The 15,237-nt window shown below is 70.9% G+C and carries 12 protein-coding genes and 2 tRNA genes; 10 read left to right on the top strand and 4 right to left on the bottom strand.

Going from position 1 to position 15,237, the window contains the following annotated elements; translation table 11 throughout:
• Window positions 1-2 precede the first annotated feature (2 nt).
• Complete coding sequence (locus tag ACWGSK_RS22460; protein ID WP_358504425.1) at window positions 3-1,373, top strand: DUF6114 domain-containing protein; 1,371 nt, start codon at window positions 3-5, stop codon at window positions 1,371-1,373.
• 55 nt (window positions 1,374-1,428) lie between these two features.
• Here ACWGSK_RS22460 and ACWGSK_RS22465 read toward each other — a convergent pair whose 3' ends face one another.
• On the bottom strand, window positions 1,429-3,258 hold the full coding sequence (locus ACWGSK_RS22465; RefSeq protein ID WP_452456648.1) for a UvrD-helicase domain-containing protein: 1,830 nt from the start codon (window positions 3,256-3,258) through the stop codon (window positions 1,429-1,431).
• Window positions 3,259-4,041: 783 nt separating this feature from the next.
• Between ACWGSK_RS22465 and ACWGSK_RS22470 the strand changes: the two genes are divergently transcribed.
• From ACWGSK_RS22470 to ACWGSK_RS22480, 3 genes are all read left to right on the top strand, one after another.
• Window positions 4,042-4,653 (top strand): DUF1707 SHOCT-like domain-containing protein, encoded by a 612-nt coding sequence (locus ACWGSK_RS22470; protein WP_452456710.1) that lies wholly within the window; start codon window positions 4,042-4,044, stop codon window positions 4,651-4,653.
• Window positions 4,654-4,725: 72 nt separating this feature from the next.
• On the top strand, window positions 4,726-5,337 hold the full coding sequence (locus ACWGSK_RS22475; protein ID WP_358504416.1) for a SanA/YdcF family protein: 612 nt from the start codon (window positions 4,726-4,728) through the stop codon (window positions 5,335-5,337).
• Between the two features lie 104 nt (window positions 5,338-5,441).
• Window positions 5,442-6,887, top strand: a complete 1,446-nt coding sequence (locus tag ACWGSK_RS22480) for a hypothetical protein (RefSeq protein WP_358504413.1) — start codon at window positions 5,442-5,444, stop codon at window positions 6,885-6,887.
• A gap of 18 nt (window positions 6,888-6,905) precedes the next feature.
• On the opposite strand, the gene ACWGSK_RS22485 is transcribed toward ACWGSK_RS22480, so the two are convergent.
• Window positions 6,906-7,652 carry a SanA/YdcF family protein gene (locus ACWGSK_RS22485; protein WP_452456711.1) on the bottom strand — a complete coding sequence of 249 codons (747 nt, stop codon included), beginning with the start codon at window positions 7,650-7,652 and terminating at the stop codon, window positions 6,906-6,908.
• A 145-nt stretch (window positions 7,653-7,797) separates the two neighbouring features.
• Between ACWGSK_RS22485 and ACWGSK_RS22490 the strand changes: the two genes are divergently transcribed.
• On the top strand, window positions 7,798-9,360 hold the full coding sequence (locus tag ACWGSK_RS22490; RefSeq protein ID WP_358504410.1) for a DUF885 family protein: 1,563 nt from the start codon (window positions 7,798-7,800) through the stop codon (window positions 9,358-9,360).
• A 56-nt stretch (window positions 9,361-9,416) separates the two neighbouring features.
• On the opposite strand, the gene ACWGSK_RS22495 is transcribed toward ACWGSK_RS22490, so the two are convergent.
• Together ACWGSK_RS22495 and ACWGSK_RS22500 are read right to left on the bottom strand one after the other, a co-directional pair.
• Window positions 9,417-10,379, bottom strand: coding sequence for an N-acetylmuramic acid 6-phosphate etherase (locus ACWGSK_RS22495; protein WP_358504407.1), 963 nt, complete (start codon window positions 10,377-10,379; stop codon window positions 9,417-9,419).
• Window positions 10,380-10,409: 30 nt separating this feature from the next.
• Window positions 10,410-11,429, bottom strand: a complete 1,020-nt coding sequence (locus ACWGSK_RS22500) for a MurR/RpiR family transcriptional regulator (protein ID WP_358504404.1) — start codon at window positions 11,427-11,429, stop codon at window positions 10,410-10,412.
• Between the two features lie 207 nt (window positions 11,430-11,636).
• Here ACWGSK_RS22500 and ACWGSK_RS22505 point away from each other — a divergent pair, with 207 nt between their 5' ends.
• The 5 genes from ACWGSK_RS22505 (at window position 11,637) to ACWGSK_RS22525 (ending at window position 15,080) form a co-directional block, all read left to right on the top strand.
• Window positions 11,637-13,427 (top strand): BTAD domain-containing putative transcriptional regulator, encoded by a 1,791-nt coding sequence (locus ACWGSK_RS22505; RefSeq protein ID WP_452456649.1) that lies wholly within the window; start codon window positions 11,637-11,639, stop codon window positions 13,425-13,427.
• 186 nt (window positions 13,428-13,613) lie between these two features.
• A complete protein-coding gene (locus ACWGSK_RS22510) occupies window positions 13,614-13,799 on the top strand; it encodes a hypothetical protein (protein ID WP_452456650.1) in 186 nt (61 codons plus the stop codon).
• Between the two features lie 132 nt (window positions 13,800-13,931).
• A tRNA-Lys gene (locus ACWGSK_RS22515) sits at window positions 13,932-14,008 on the top strand.
• Window positions 14,009-14,210: 202 nt separating this feature from the next.
• Window positions 14,211-14,284, top strand: a tRNA-Lys gene (locus tag ACWGSK_RS22520).
• 235 nt (window positions 14,285-14,519) lie between these two features.
• Entirely contained in the window at window positions 14,520-15,080 is a 561-nt protein-coding gene (locus ACWGSK_RS22525; protein ID WP_452456651.1) for a septum formation family protein, read from the top strand.
• Window positions 15,081-15,237: the final 157 nt, after the last annotated feature.

Genomic DNA, 15,237 nt, shown 5'->3' on the forward strand with positions numbered 1-15,237 from the left:
CCATGGCCCAAGCGATGACCCTGCTCCGCACGGGATGGGGACGGTTCCGGAACTGGCGGCGCACCCGGCCGTTCTGGGGCGGATCCCTCCTCGTCGCGGCCGGTATCGAGCTTCTGGTCGCACCGGCCGCACAGAGCCTGATCCTGCCCATCGACCTACTCGTCTTCTCCGGGATGGCCGGTGTCTCCGGCAACCTCATCGGCGGACTGCTGATCGTGATCGGTGTGCTGAGCTGGTTGCAGCCGGCGCAGCGCACCTTCTTCGGCGTGGTCGGACTGATGCTCGCGTTGGTGTCCTTCGTGACCTCCAACTTCGGTGGCTTCGTCATCGGCATGCTGCTCGGCATCGTCGGTGGGTCGCTCGTGTTCGCCTGGGGCCCCGAGGCCCGGAACCGACCGCGTGGGCGGCGCGGGGGCAAGGGTGCCCGGGCGACCGAAGAGGCCGAAGGGGGCGAGAACGCCGAGAACGCCGAGAACCGGGACCCCGGCCCCTCTGCCGAAGGCACCGTCACCGAGGACGTCACCGTCGACGAACCGCGTGGCGGCACCCGGCCCCTGGCCGCGATCGCCCTTCCGCTCGCCGCCGCCATGACCATCGCGGCGGCACCCGCCCCGACCCTGGGGTGGCCCTGGGACTGGCTGCTGCCCGACGACGAAGAGTCCGAGGAGCAGCCCGAGGAGGGCCCCTCCGCGAGTCCTTCCGACGAACCCGGGACACCTCCCGGGGAAACCGATCCCGATGAGGACGAGGACGCCGGGGAGGACCCCGAGGAGGAGGGGGAGAGCGAGGAGGATGAGGAGGATCCCGCCGGCGAGGACGCCGACCCGGCCGCGTGCGAACCCGCCCTCGGCGACGACGCCGTCCTCGAGGACGAGCAGGAACTCCTCGACATGGTCCAGGCCTGCCGGGCGGCGCAGGAGCAGGGCGAGTACCCGCAGGTCACGGTCGTCTCCGACGACGGCTGTTTCCAGGGATCGACCCGTGAGTCCGGACTGACCGCCGACAGCCTCACCATGTTCGGCGCCGGCTACGAAGGCGTGGTGGAGTGCCCGACCGCCGACGGTCCACGGCGCTACCTCAAGATCACGATGAGCGGCTCCAACATGAGCGGCGGCGAGCTCTGGTTCGACGACTCCGGAACCCGCCGATCCCTGGGTCTGCCCTCGATGGACCTGGAGGGCAACGTCGAACTCCACGTCACCAGCATGCACGTGCGGCTCCTGGGAATCCCGATCACCTTCACCCCGGACTTCCCACCGCCGCTGCTGCTCCCGATCATGTACGTCACCGACGTCGACGTCGGTGACCCCATGGCCTACACCGACCGGATGGTCATCTCCGACATGGACGGGGACTTCGCCCCGGGGCGGTGAACGCACGGGCCGGGACGTCGATCGACGTCCCGGCCCTTTCCCGTGCGCGCCTCGATCAGGGGCTGTCGGCGATCAGCCTGCTGGGCCGGCCCACGTGCGACACGTACAACGCGTCCCGTGCCCGGGTGCAGGCCACGAACAACAGGGTCCGTTCCTGCTGGATCGCGTGCTCCAGGGCGACCTGGTCACCGTCGGCCGCCTCGATCGCGGCCTTGGGCGGCAGCAGGTGGTCGCTCACGCCGACCAGCGCCACACACCGGAACTCCTGGCCCTTCATCCGGTGCATCGTCCCCACGCGGACCGCGCCCGGCGCGCCCGCCCCTTCCAGCGGCGTGGTGGAGATCCCGCGCGCCTCCAATTCCTTGGCGACCCCGCGCGCCACCCACTGGTTGCGCCCGGCCACCGCGATCTCGGACGGGTTCACCCCGGCCTCCAGCCATACCCGGACCCAGTCGCCCAGGGCGTGGAGTTCCTCGGTGCGGTTGTCGCAGCCGCGGACCACCGGGGCGGGGCCGTGCAGCAGCGAACGGTAGCCGGCGAGGGTGTCGGCGTCGTCGTCCATGCCCAACGCGGCACGGCGGTCCAGGATCGGCATGCTCCAGTCGAGGATCTCCTGCGTCACCCGGTAGCTGACCCGCAGTCGGTGGCCCCGGCCGCGCACGTTGATCCCCAGCGAGGCCAGCGACACCCGGTTGTCGGACACCCGCTGGTGCGGGTCACCGACGATGAACAGGTCGTCCGGGCCCTCGGGGACCGCGGCGCGCAGCATCCGCCACTGCGCCGGGTGCAGGTCCTGGGACTCGTCGACCACCGCGTACCGGAACAGCGGGCCCGAACGCGTGAGCAGCCGGGCCGCCTCGGCGGCCAACTGCGGGTAGGACCACAACCCCTCCACCCGCATCGCGCCGACGTAGCGCCGGACGGTCTCCCAGACCTGACGTCGGTGCTCGGGCGCCAGGTGCTGGACGCGGCCGCTGCGCTCACAGCGGATGTAGTCGGGCAGCGACTCCAGGCCCTTGGCCAGGATGACCTGCTCCCACTCGTCCACCAGGAACCGCCCGGAGAAGGGCAGCCCGTCGGCGAGGGCGACCGCACGCCACCGCTGGGCGATCTCGTCATTGCCGAGCATCCGCGGCGCGACGCTGCTGTGGCTCTGCGCCACGGAACGGGCCAGGCCGTCGATGGTGACCACCCGCACACGTGACCTGGTGCCGGGGTCGGGAAGCAGTCGGTCCAAGCGGTCCGCCAGGGACTGGGCGAGCGCCCGGTTGTAGGTGGTGAGCAGTACCGACTCACCGGTGGACTCGGGGTGCGCGGCGGCGTCCGCTTCGGCCAGGTACGCGGCACGGTAGAGCGCCATCACGCTCTTACCGGTGCCGGGTCCCCCGGTGACCTGCACGGATCCGTTGAAGTGCCCCGAGGTGACCCGTTGCTGGTCCGGGTGCAGGGTGATCTGCCACTGCTCGAAGGGCGCGTTGAGGGCGCCGGACAGCTCGGGCGGGCCGACGGGGGTGAGGTCGACGATGCCGAGCCCGAGTTCGGCGGGAGCGTCGGCCAGGGCCCGGGGGCGCAGATTCTGGGCGTAGCGCAGCGCCTCGGCGCGCGGGCGCACGGTGAGCAGCCGGTAGTGCGGGTCATCGGTGTCCTGTTCCGCGGACTCGTCCTCATGGGACTCCGTGCACGGGTCGGGGGCGATGACGCCGGTCCAGTCGGAAGCGATGGACACGACCCGGACACGAGGGTCGGCGGCGCCCGCGACGGATTCCAGTTCGGTGGTCTCTCCGGCCTGGTAGGCGCGCATCACGGCCAGGGTGCCGAGTTGGACGTCGGGCGCGAGGCGGTTGAAGTCGCTGAGAAACGTCGGGGCGATCGCAAGGGCGGACACGTCGTGGTCTCCTCCGGTCTTCGACCTGATGGTGGCTCTGCTGGTTGGTCGGATCGGATGGGCGTCGCGCGAGAGGAAGTCGGTCGGGCGACCGTTCGCGTTCACTTGAAACATGCTCGCTACGGAATTTGGGCAAACGCTGTCGGGAAGGCGAAGAACGGGATATTTCGGGAACCTTCGATGTTCCGTGTTTCCGCAGTTCAAAGCGTGGCTTGCGAAGGGGTGTTCGAAGTCCATCGCCAAGTTTTCGGAGTCCTTGCGATCGGCTCTCCGCGACCTGCGGTTTCGCTGGAAGTCTCGGTGTCCAAAACCCGATTAATGGTCTGACCGAAATTAGGTGCGCAGAGGCATGGCGAACCCTCTCGCTTGGGAACACGGGGGGAGTGAGGGGTGGGTGCGGTCGGGTGTGGACGAAGTGACCGAAACCCGACAAGGTGGCCGACCGGGCAACGCTTGAAGAACATGAGGCGTCCCCACGCCCCGCTCACCGTCTGGCCGGATGCGGACACGCTCTGTGCGGGGCGGGGTGCGTTGCGGGATCGTGGAGGCGGCCGGGGAGGGGAACACGCGTGGTTCAGGACTCTGCCGGGGTCCGTCCTACCCCGGCAGAGTCCTCAACCACCCTAGAGAAGCAGTACCCGGCTCCCGTCCGGCCCAAAGCGGGGCGGGAGCGCCTTCCTCCGATCACGCCGGTCGGCGACCGCCGCCGACGCTCCACATGCTCTAACGTGGGTCTGACAAAACAGGCAGAAGGAGCGGGACGAGCACGTGGCCCCCAATGACATGAGCCGAATGCGTATCTCCGACGCCGAGCGCGACCAGGTCGCGGAGATCCTGCGGGAAGCCGCAGGGGAAGGGCGTCTCGACCTGGAGGAGGTGGACGAGCGACTCAACGCGGTCTACAGCGCCAAGACCTACGCCGACCTCGAACCCATCGTCGCGGACCTTCCCACGGGCGCGGGCGGCTTGGCCTCCTCGGCCTCCCCTGGCGCGGTCGCCCCACAGCACACCCCGGCCGGCCCCGTCGGCCAACCGCTGAAACTCAAGGCCAAGGGCGACTCCCTGGTCCGCAAGGGCGATTGGACCGTGCCGCATCGCATCGAGATCGATGCCCGCTTCGGCTCAACCAGGCTCGACTTCCGTGAAGCCCGCGTCACCACCCCGGTGGTGGAGGTGTGGGTGGACGCCTCCTGGGGCTCGGCCGACATCATCCTGCCCGAGGGGGCCACCGCCGAGGTCGACGTCGACTCCTCCTGGTTCGGCAGCGTGCGCTCGGACGTCGATTCGATCCGTCGGAACGACGCCACCCACTTCGTCGTCACCGGTTCGGCCCAGGGCGGCGGCCTGCGTGTGCGCCACAAGCGGTCCGGGGGCTGGGCCTCCTTCCTGACCTGACCGCTACGGCCGTGCGCCATGATGGTGGGGCGCACGGCACGGGCCGTGCCGGACATCGGAAGGCGGGCGGTCGTGCTCATCTGGATCGGGACGATCGTGGTCGTCGCCCTCGCCTTGACTCCGTTCGCGTGGACGCGCCTGGCCGGAGTCGGACGTCGTCCCGGACCCGCCCGTGTCCCGCACCGCCCCGTCGCAGTGGTCCTGGGCGCCGCCGCCTGGTCCGACGGCCCCTCGCCGCTGCTCGCCCGTCGTCTGGACCTGGCCGTCGACCTGGTCCGGGAGGGCAAGGTCGATCGCGTCCTGGTCTCCGGGGACAACCGCGACGTGTCCCGCCGAGAGACCGACACCATGACCCGCTACCTGGTCGAACAGGGCGTCCCGGTCGACCTGATCGAGGCGGACCCCCACGGCTACCGCACCTGGGACACCTGCGTCAGGGTCAAGGAGTACTACGGGGTGGACGCCGCCACCATGGTCACCCAGTCCTTCCACCTGCCCCGCACCATCGCGCTCGCCCGCGCCGCCGGCATCGACGCCGTGGGGGTGGGCGACTCCAGCCTGGGCGCCCGACGACGCTCCACCGTGATCGGTTACCTGCGCGAGGTCCCCGCCGCCTTCAAGGCCCTCAAGGACGCCGTACTGCGCCCCGCACCCGCCATGGTCGGCCGCCCCGACCCGCGATGATCCCGCTCGCGGCGCCGATCCCGACACCACGGGCGAGGTCGTCGGCGCGATGACAAGGAGGAGCGGGGCTCAGAGCTGTTGCCCGAGCCGGGATAATCGGGCATATGAACGCGACCACGGGAAACGAACCACACGACAACGCCGTCGACGTCGACTGGGCCTCCCTGGCCCCGGAGGGCGGGGAACGCATCCCCGAACTCCTCGGCAGGGTCGCCGGCAGTGACAGCGCGCTGTCCGACCTCCACGACATCATCCGGTTCCCCGAGCCGGGCCACCGTGCCGCACCGAAGGTCGTCGACCACCTCGTCGACGCCGCGACCGCCGACGAGACCCCGGACATGGACCGGTGGCGGCCCCTGAGCCTCCTGCTGGAGCTGGTCGCGGCCCACGCGGAGGACCGCTTCCCCGAGCACCTCGACCTCGCTCAGTGGCGTGACGAGGTGGCCTGGGCCCTCTCCAACGACGCCGAGAAGGTGCGCGCCCAGTACCGCGACTGGATGGACGAGGCCCCCGACGAGCAGCACCACCACCGGATGCGCAACCGTCTGGCCGTGATGGGGTCCGACGACGGCGCGGAGATCCTGCAGGCCGAACTCGACACCTACGAGGCCGTGCTCGCCCGCGTTCCCGACCTGGTCTCCCTCCTACACGGTGGAGTGAACCGGGGCGGCCTGGACCGGGCCGGCGAGTGGGTGAGCTACCTGCTGGCGTTCCTGCCCGACGAGTCCGAGCGCGTGGTCTCCGAGATCACCGGCGCCTCCCAGTTCCTCCTCGCCAAGGACCTGCGCCCCACCCCCAAGGCCCCCACCTCCCTGCGCGACGCGATGGATCAGGCCGCCGGTGGCGGCGGTGGCCAGTCCGAGCCGCTGCCCGCCGAACTGTTCGCCCTCGGCCTGCTCGCCGCTCCGAACGACATCGACACCACCGTCGGTCTCACCCACCAGATGGCCGGTGGCAACCTCTACAACTCCTTCGCCGCCTCGGTGGCGATGGTCCTCATCCACGGCGAGAACACCCCCCGCGAGGGCCTGCGCCGGATCGGCCGCGGTGGCGGCACCACGATGGGCTACGAGGGTCTGTTCAACGAGTCGTGGCCGCACTGCGGCCCCCGCTCCCCGCAGGTCCTGGGCTTCCTCGCGCTGGGCCGCGCCGGGGATCGCGCCCGCCGACTGCGTCTGGACATCCTGACCGGCCTGATCAAGGGTGAGGACGAGTCCCGCGCCCTGGTCACCGGCGTCGGCCTCGAACTGGTGCTGGGCCCGCGTTCCAAGGACCGTACCGCCGAGGAGCACGTCCAGGCCGACTACGACGAGGAGACCCTCAAGGTCCTGTGGGCCATCGCCGAGCTGCCCGCCTCGGCTTGGGAGGACGAGGAGTTCACCGCCACGCTCGCCGCCTGGGCCCTGCCCGAAGAGGCCGAGGAGTTCTGCGCCCTGGTCGGCGTCGAACCCGAGCCGGAGCCCGTGCCCCAGGCCGCCCCGGCCCAGCAGGCCCCGCAGCCCCAGCAGGCGCCCTCGGGTCTGTTCGGTCGTCTGTTCGGCGGTCGCTGACCGCCGAACACGTTCTGGTCAGGGGGCCGCCGATTCTTCGGCGGCCCGGGCCAGGGCCTCCTCCACGCCGGTCTCGGGCTCGCCCAGGAACGTGGGGTCCGGACGCAGCAGGACCGTGCCCAGGGCGGCCACCGCCGCCGGGACCTCGCGCACCCACCCGTAGACGGTGGCCGTCGCGCGTTCGCCGAAGCTGTTGTCGCCCACGCCCACCGCGTCGATGCCCGCGGCCCGGCACAGCCCGACCGCCCTCGGCACGTGGAAGTCCTGGGTCAGCACCACGGCCTCCTCCACCCCGAAGACCTCCGTGGCCCGCACACACGAGTCCCAGGTGGCGAACCCGGCGTGGTCGCCGGCGATCCGATCCGCCGGGACGCCCGCCTCGATCAGGTAGTCGCGCATGGTGTCGGTCTCGCTGTAGTGGTCGACGCCGTTGTCACCGCTGACCAGTACCGCCTCGATCCGGTCGGCCTCGTACAGTTCCACCGCCAGTTCCAGACGCTGGGCCAACAGGTGACTGGGCATCCCGTCGGGGCGGACCCCGGCGCCGAGCACCAAGGCGACCGGACGTTCGGGCACCTCCTCGACGCCATACCGATGCTCGGAGGTGGCGAACAGCTGCCACACGAACGGCACACAGCCCAACACGATCACGGCCACGGCGGCCAGGAGGAGTGGAAGACGGCGCCTGCCCGGGCGCACGGCACCCGTGCCCGGTTCAGCGGACTCGGGAGTCGAGGGTGTCTGGGAGTTCTCGGAGGTCGTCACACCCTGGGAGACGACCGAGCGTCCCACCCGGTTCCCGGTGATCGAGCGCGTGTACACCGGAACCGGCCGGCGCCTTCACCGGACGCGCCGGGGGAGCGTGTCAGGGGCGGGACCGACCAGGCGCGGGAACGTTAGGGTCGGCCGCATGTCTGTACCTTCCCACGAGGAACTCCCCCCGCGGCTGAGGGCCATCGCCGACCTGCTGCCCGGCGCCATGCGCGGGCACGCCGGACTCCACTCCTACGACGGCAGGGCCGCCGACCTGTCACCGGCGGGCGTGCGTGCCCACCTCGAAGACCTGGGCGGCGACCCGCTCGACGACGCCCACGACGAGGCGCACCTGGCCGCCTTCGAGAACGCGCTCCGGCACGAACTGGGCGAACTCCAGTGGCACCGGACCAACCCCCTGCTCCACATCGGCGAGATGGACCTGTCCGACTACGAACGCGACTACGCACCCGCCGCCGAACGCGACGCAGCCCGCCTCGCCCACCTGCGGCTGTGGCCGTGGCTGGCCGACAACGCCCTGGCGTCCCTGGACCGTGTCTCCGCGCCCATCGCCGAGTCGCTGCTCACCGCGGCGCGGGGGCTCATCGGCGGTCTGCCCGACGAACTGCCCGAGGACGTGCGCGACGCCGCCCTGGTCGCGCACTCCCGACTGATGGCACACCTGGAACACGCCGCCGAACACGGCCCGGATCAGGCCGGTCTGGGCGCGGAGACGCTCTCTCGTCTCATGGGTATCGGTGAGGCCATGGAGGTCGATCTCGACGACCTGGCCGCCCGCGCCGACGTCGAACGCGACCGACTGCGCGCCCGCCTGGCCGAGGCGGCCGGGCGCCTGGCGCCCGACCGCGACCCCATGGAGTTCGCCCGCGAGCTCACCCGGAACCACCCCGGCGCGGACGGGGTCCTCGAGGCGGCCCGCGAGTGGACGCGTCTGTGCCTGGAGTTCACCGCCGAGCGTTCCCTCGCCCCCTACGGCGACGGTGAGTGCGAGGTGGACGTGCCACCGCCCGCCCTGCGCTGGGGCACCGCGATGATGGCCTGGTCCGGGCCCTGGGAGGAGGACACCGCGTCCTTCTACTACGTCAACCCGCCCGACCCCGAGTGGTCCGAGGAGGAGGCCGACGAGTGGCTGGAGATGTTCAGCCACACCACCCTGCCCGCGGTGAGCGTGCACGAGGTCGCACCCGGCCACTACTCGCACGGACGCGCCCTGCGTCGCCTCCAGAGCCCGGTGCGGCGCGCGCTGCCCTCCATGTCCTTCGTCGAGGGGTGGGCACACTACGTGGAGGAGGTGTGCGTGGACGAGGGGTTCGGCGCCTACGCCGCCGAACGCCTGGGCGACCCCGAATGGACCGCCGACCACTTCGAGATCGGGGTGTGGTTGGAGGCGCTGGTCCGCGTCACGCGCCTGGCAGTGGCCATCGGCCTGCACTCGGGCTCCATGACGGTGCGGGAAGCCACCGCGCGGTTCACCGAGGACACCGCGCTGCGCGGCCCGGCCGCCCGCGCCGAGGCCCGGCGCGCCACCTTCGATCCCACCTACGGCCGGTACACCTGGGGCAAGCTGGAGATCCTGGCCCTGCGCGAACGTGCCCGGCAGGAGTGGGGCGAGGACTTCTCACTGCCGCGCTTCCATCGGGAGCTGCTGGAACTGGGCGCGCCCCCGCTGGGCCTCATCGACGCGGTCCTGGGCGGGTGAGCCCGACCGGGACGGACCCGGCCGGGCCTTGCGTGCGAACCCCGGTTGACGCGGCACTAGCTCGGCTTGGAGCCGCCCACGCCGAGTTCGTCCAGGGCCACCCGGACCCGGCCGCGGGCACGCTTGAGCGCGTCCGCGGCCCGCTCGGCGTCCACCCCGGCCAGCAACGTCACCAGGGCGACGCGGGTGTCGCCCTCGGCCGCGTTCAGCGCCTGCGCGCAGGCCGCCTCGTCCAGGCCGGTGGCCTCGCCCAGGATCGTCAGCACACGCCCGCGCAGCTTTCCGTTGGTGGCGTCCACCCCGACCATCAGGTTCGAGTAGGTCCGTCCGATCCGCACCATCACCGCGGTGGAGAACGCGTTCAACAGGAGCTTCTGCGCCGTGCCCGCCTTCATCCGGGTCGAACCGGCGATCACCTCCGCGCCCGTGGCCACGCCCACGTGCACGTCCGCCGCCGAGGCCAGTGGCGCGTCCGGGTTCGCGGTGATGAGCACCGTGGCGGCCGACCGTTCCCGGGCCGCCTCCAAGGCGCCTCCCACGTACGGGGTGCGGCCACTGGCGGCCAGAGCGACCACCAGGGAGCCCTCGGTCACCCCTGCCGCGTCCACCCGGCCGGCCTCCCAGTCGTCCTCCACCCCCTCCAGGGCCTTGGACAGGGCACCCCCGCCGCCCGCGTGGTGCGCCACCACCCAGTCCGCCGGTACCCCGTAGGTGGGCGGAAGCTCCGCGGCGTCCTGCGCGGCGATCCGACCGGAGGTGCCCGCGCCGAAGTAGTGGATGGTGGCGCCCCGCTCCAGGGCGGCCACCCCCAGCTCCACGGCCTCGGCGAGGCGTGGCAGGACGGCCGATACCGCCGCGGTGACCGTGGCGTCCTCGGCGTTGATCTGTCGGAGGATCTCCAGTGCCGGCAACAGGTCGATGTCGTAGGTACCGGAGTTCCGGGTCTCGGTGGGAGACCGTACGATCACGGCCTCATGATCCTCCGCTCGATCCTGTGCTCGTCCGTCTCTGCCGTGCAATGAGCTCTCCTCTTCGGTCCGGGTCGCGGCTCAGTCGTCGCTTCCGGTGCTGCTGTCGGTAGTACTGCTCTCGTTACCGCCGTCGGAGTTCCTGGGCGGGGTCTCGGAACGGCGGCGCTTGCGGTCCTCGTGCAGTCGAAGCCCTCGCACCGCCTCGTAGGTGGTCTCCAGCGCGCTCCGGCTGTCGGCGTACCGGATCTGGGCCAGCCCCACGAACAGGCAGTCCACGACGGTCAGCTGCGCCAGTCGGGACGCGGTCGCACCGGAACGGAACGTGGTCTCGCGGGCGGCGGTGGTCAGGACGTGGTCGGCGAACCCGATCGCCGAGCGCGGGAAGTTGGTGATCGCCACCGTCTTCGCACCGTGCCTGCCGGCCTCGCTCAGCGCCTGCACCGTGTCGATGGTGGTGCCGCTGTGCGAGATGCCGATCGCCACGTCGGTGTCCTCCAACAAGGAGGCGCTGGTCAGCATCACGTGCGCGTCCGACCAGGCGAACGACGTCAGCCCGATCCGGTGCAGTTTCTGCTGGAGGTCCGCTCCCACGAACGCGCTGGCGCCCACCCCGTAGATGTCGATGCGCCGGGCGTTGGCGAGGGCGTCGATGACGGCGCGCAACACCTCCACATCCATGGCGGCACCGGTCTCCTCCACCGCGCGCGCGTCGGTGTAGGCGATCTTCTGCACGACCGTGACGAGGGTGTCGTCGGGGTTGATGTCGCTGGACAGCTCGGGGATGTTGCTGCGGGCGCCGCGCGCCTGACCGGCCTCGGTGGCCAGGGCCAGACGCAGCTCCCGGTAACCGCTGAAGTCGATGGTGCGGCAGAAGCGGATGACGGTGGCCTCGGAGGTGGCGCAATCCTTGGCGAGTTGGGTGATGGAGGAGGCGGCGGCCCGCTCGGGGTCGTCGATCACCCGTTGGGCCACCCGCTGTTCGGCGGGGGCGAGGGAGGGAAGCAGGGAGCGGATCCGCAGCACCGTGGTCGGTGCGCTCGGCGCGGGACCCTCATCCGGGTTCACGGATTCGCCTGAAGACTTCGGAATTTGCGCCATGAAGGAAAGTTTCTTTCGGTCGCGGTGCAGAGTCAACGCACGGACGGGAAAAACCGGGAGATTCAAGGATTTCAAGGGACGGTCCGCGCGGCAAGTATCCCTGTTCCGATTGCGGGATCCCAGCTCAGCGGGCACGCTGGGACGAAGCGGTGCAACTTCCGGGATTTTCGGAGAACCGCCGTATCCGGGGACACGAGGGAGGGCACTGTGGCGCGGTTCGGCCCGGTCGGACCACAGGACGAGTCGACCGCGGACGGGCCGTCCGAACACCACGGTATCCGGGTCGGGCTGCTCGGTCGCTTCACCCTCCACGTCGACGGCTCCCCGGTCCGCCTACGCGGTGAGCGCCGCCGCTCCCTGCTCGCCGCCCTCCTCCTCAACACGGGCGCGTCGGTGCCCACCGACCACCTCATCGACCGTGTCTGGACCGAACCCGGACCGGCCGCCCGAGGCGCCCTCCAGGTCCACGTGGCCCGCCTCCGAGCCCTCCTCGAAGAGCACTTGGGCGACCCCCTCATCCGCAGCACCGACGACGGGTACCGCGTCGACCTCCGAACACACGGCTGCGACCTGCTGCGCCTGCGGTCCCTGGTCCACAAGGCCGACCGCGCGGCCGAACGCGGCGAGGCCGACGCCCACGCCGACCTGCTCGGCCGAGCCCTGGCCCTGTGGCGCGGACCCGTGCTCACCGACGTCGCCTCCCCGGTCCTGCACCACCACGACGTGCCGCCGATCGAGGAGGAGCTCCTGCGCGTGGCCGAGCGGGCCTTCACCGCGGACCTGGACCGGGGTGAGCACGAACGCGTCGCCGACCGGGTCGCGCCCATCGTCTCCTCTCATCCCCGACGCGAACCCCTCGTCCGGGTGCAGATGGTCGCCCTGTACCGGTGCGGCCGACGGAGCGAGGCCCTGAACGCCTACTCCCGTGCCCGTTCCGCCCTCGCGGAGGAACCCGGCCTGGATCCAGGCCGTGAGCTCCTGGCGGCCTTCCACGGGGTCCTACGCGGTGACCTGGGGATCAGTGGGCGCTCCACTCGCGTGGCCGCCGACCCCGACCCGTTCCCGGCCCGTTCGGGTGTCCCGCCCCTCTCGGTGCCGCGCCCCCGGGACCATCGCGACACGTGTTCCCATTCCCACCCCGCGCGCGAGGGCGAACACGGCCCCTGGCCCCTGGTACCCGCCGAACTCCCCGCCGCCCCGAACCCGCTCGTCGGCCGGGCCGAGACGCTGGCCGAACTCGACCGTCTCGTCGACCCCTGCGCGGCCACCCCCGTGAGCGTCCTGGTCCGCGGGCCGGCCGGGGCCGGGGCCAGCGCCCTGGCCGTCCGCTGGGCGCACTCCGTCGCCGCGCACTTCCCCGACGGACGGCTCTACGTGAACCTGCGCCGTCCGGACGGCACGCCTCGCGAGGCGACCGAGGTGCTGCGCCGTCTGGTGCGCTCCCTGTCGGCGGGCCGCGTCGGCTCCGTGGACCTGTCGGCGGCCGAGGACGAGGCAGACGAGGCCGCCGCCCGGTTGCGTTCCCTGATGGCCGGGCGGCGGGTGCTCCTGCTCCTGGACAACGCCGCCAGCGCCCACCAGGTGCGCCCGCTCCTACCGGGCGACCCCGGCAGCGCAGCGGTGGTGACCGGTCGTAGCTGGCTCACGGACCTGTTGGTCCGCGACGGTGTGCGCGCACTGCCCATCGACGCCTTGGGCGTCGCGGACGCGGTGGCGCTGTTGCGCTCCCTGTTGGGGGAGCGGCGCCACCCCGAAGAGGCGTTGCGTCGGGTGGCCGAGCTGGCCGGTGGCCTGCCCCTGTCGCTGCGCATGGCCGTGGCGTGGTTGGACGCCCATCCCGAACACACGGCGGACGCCTTGGTGCCATTGGTGGAACGGGTGGACCCGGCACGAGGGATCTCCCCCACGGCCCGGATGGCCGCGGTTCTTCGCGCCGGGCCCTTGGGTGCGGGCTCGGCCGCGGGGAAGTACCGACCGGGATCCGAGCACCCGCACTGAGTCTGCGGCAATCCTCTTACGTTCGGTTTTCGATCGGGTCACGAGGGGGAGTGCGGCGGCAGGGCCGCCACCGCCCCGATGTCGGGTTCTCGCACTGTTGGCGGCCGGTCGACGGTCGGTTGTGAGATCGACCGATTCTGCTTCAGGGGGTGCTCACCGGTGCCATGAGTCGCTAGTGTCAACCCCATGACGCAGAACAACGATCCCGACATGGACCCGGCGGGAACCACGCAGCACTTCCGCCGCTTCGTCGACGACAACCCCGAGCCCGAAGAGGCCCCGCGCCGCCCGATCCTTCCGCTGGTGCTGGCGGGCGTCGGCGTCCTCCTCGCCATCGGGATCATCGTCGTCCTGGTGCTGGCCTTCTCCTAGGGAGCCGGCGCATCCACGATGTGACGGGGCCGACCCTCGGCCGGCCCCGAAACCGGTTCGCGGCCACCCCGCGATCCTGCTAGAGTTACATCCGTAGCCGCAGGGAGCCGCGAGGTTCTCCGCGGGAGTCGGGCGTCATTAGCTCAGTTGGTTAGAGCAGCTGACTCTTAATCAGCGGGTCCGGGGTTCGAGTCCCTGATGACGCACCAGACGAAGGCCCCGGTGATCGGAAACGATCGCCGGGGCCTTTCTCGTTGTCGTCGTGCCGATGGGGATGTCGGCCGGAGGGTGCGCCCAGTGGTCTGCGGCACAACCGGCGGCGAACGGGTCCTGAACGGCACAAGTCGCTTCGTGGATCCGGTAGAGTTGTCCTTGTTGCCGCGCAGGGCCCAAGGGTCGGGCGGAGAACAGGCGCCATTAGCTCAGTTGGTCAGAGCAGCTGACTCTTAATCAGCGGGTCCGGGGTTCGAGTCCCTGATGGCGCACAGTGGGTGAAGGCCCCGATCGACGCAGAACGTCGGTTGGGGCCTTCGTCGTTTCCAGGGTGTTCCCCGGGTCGGGCCGCTGCCGCCGACCACGAAGAGTCCAGGTCCGAGACGCTTCCGTGGCCAAGGGGAAACCGAATTGACAAGCGGTCAATATGTGGTGGATTGTCTTTCTGCCGCCAACCTCCTGTTCCCGGTTCGGTACCCCTATCCCTTGACGATGCCGGAGACCGCCATGTCCGATTTCACCCCCGCCGTTCGCACCGCGTCCCTCACCCTGCTCGCCGCCGGAGCGGTCCTTTCCCTGTCCGCCTGCGGAATCGTCCAGACGGCGCTGGAGAACCAGCAGGGCGCCACGGGAGATGGTGGAACCGTGGAGGTCGAAGACGCCTCGGAGGGTGGGGGCACCGCCGGTGGCGGGACGCAGGACGTCATGGAGGTCGGTGTCGGCGACTGCTTCAACGAGGCCGAGATGGAGACCGCCCTGCTGGGCGAAGAGGTGAGCGGTATCCCGCTGATCGACTGCTCCGAGACGCACGACTCCGAGTTCTTCCACAGTGAGATCCTCCCCGAGGGCGACTTCCCCGGCGATGACGCGATCGAGACCGCCGCGACCGAGGCCTGCGAGGGCACCGCCTTCACGGAGTTCATCGGTGTCGAGTGGTACGAGTCGGAGTTCTACGCCTACTCCCTCCGCCCGATCGCGGAGGGCTGGGCCGCGGGCGACCGCGAGATCCTCTGCTACGTCGTCGCCAACGAGCCCACCACCGGCACGCTCGAGGCCTCCGGCCGCTGATCTTCGACCGCTCTCGACCGGTACCGGCCGGCGCTTCCGAGAAGCGCCGGCCGGTCGGTTTTTGGTGAATTGTCAGAAACCCGCAGGTCGATGGAACCTTCTCCGGCTCCGACGCATCGATATAGGTGGTGCCGGTCGACCAAGACCGGCGCGGCAG

This window comes from Nocardiopsis sp. NPDC055551 (assembly GCF_053619415.1).

Bases quoted from the DNA above. Each gene is read 5' to 3' on its own strand.
- ACWGSK_RS22470 (WP_452456710.1), top strand. From the start codon at position 4,042: ATGAGCCGAATGCGTATCTCCGACGCCGAGCGCGACCAGGTCGCGGAG.
- ACWGSK_RS22510 (WP_452456650.1), top strand. From the start codon at position 13,614: ATGACGCAGAACAACGATCCCGACATGGACCCGGCGGGAACCACGCAG.
- ACWGSK_RS22490 (WP_358504410.1), top strand. From the start codon at position 7,798: ATGTCTGTACCTTCCCACGAGGAACTCCCCCCGCGGCTGAGGGCCATC.
- ACWGSK_RS22480 (WP_358504413.1), top strand. From the start codon at position 5,442: ATGAACGCGACCACGGGAAACGAACCACACGACAACGCCGTCGACGTC.
- ACWGSK_RS22525 (WP_452456651.1), top strand. From the start codon at position 14,520: ATGTCCGATTTCACCCCCGCCGTTCGCACCGCGTCCCTCACCCTGCTC.
- ACWGSK_RS22500 (WP_358504404.1), bottom strand. From the start codon at position 11,429: ATGGCGCAAATTCCGAAGTCTTCAGGCGAATCCGTGAACCCGGATGAG.
- ACWGSK_RS22460 (WP_358504425.1), top strand. From the start codon at position 3: ATGGCCCAAGCGATGACCCTGCTCCGCACGGGATGGGGACGGTTCCGG.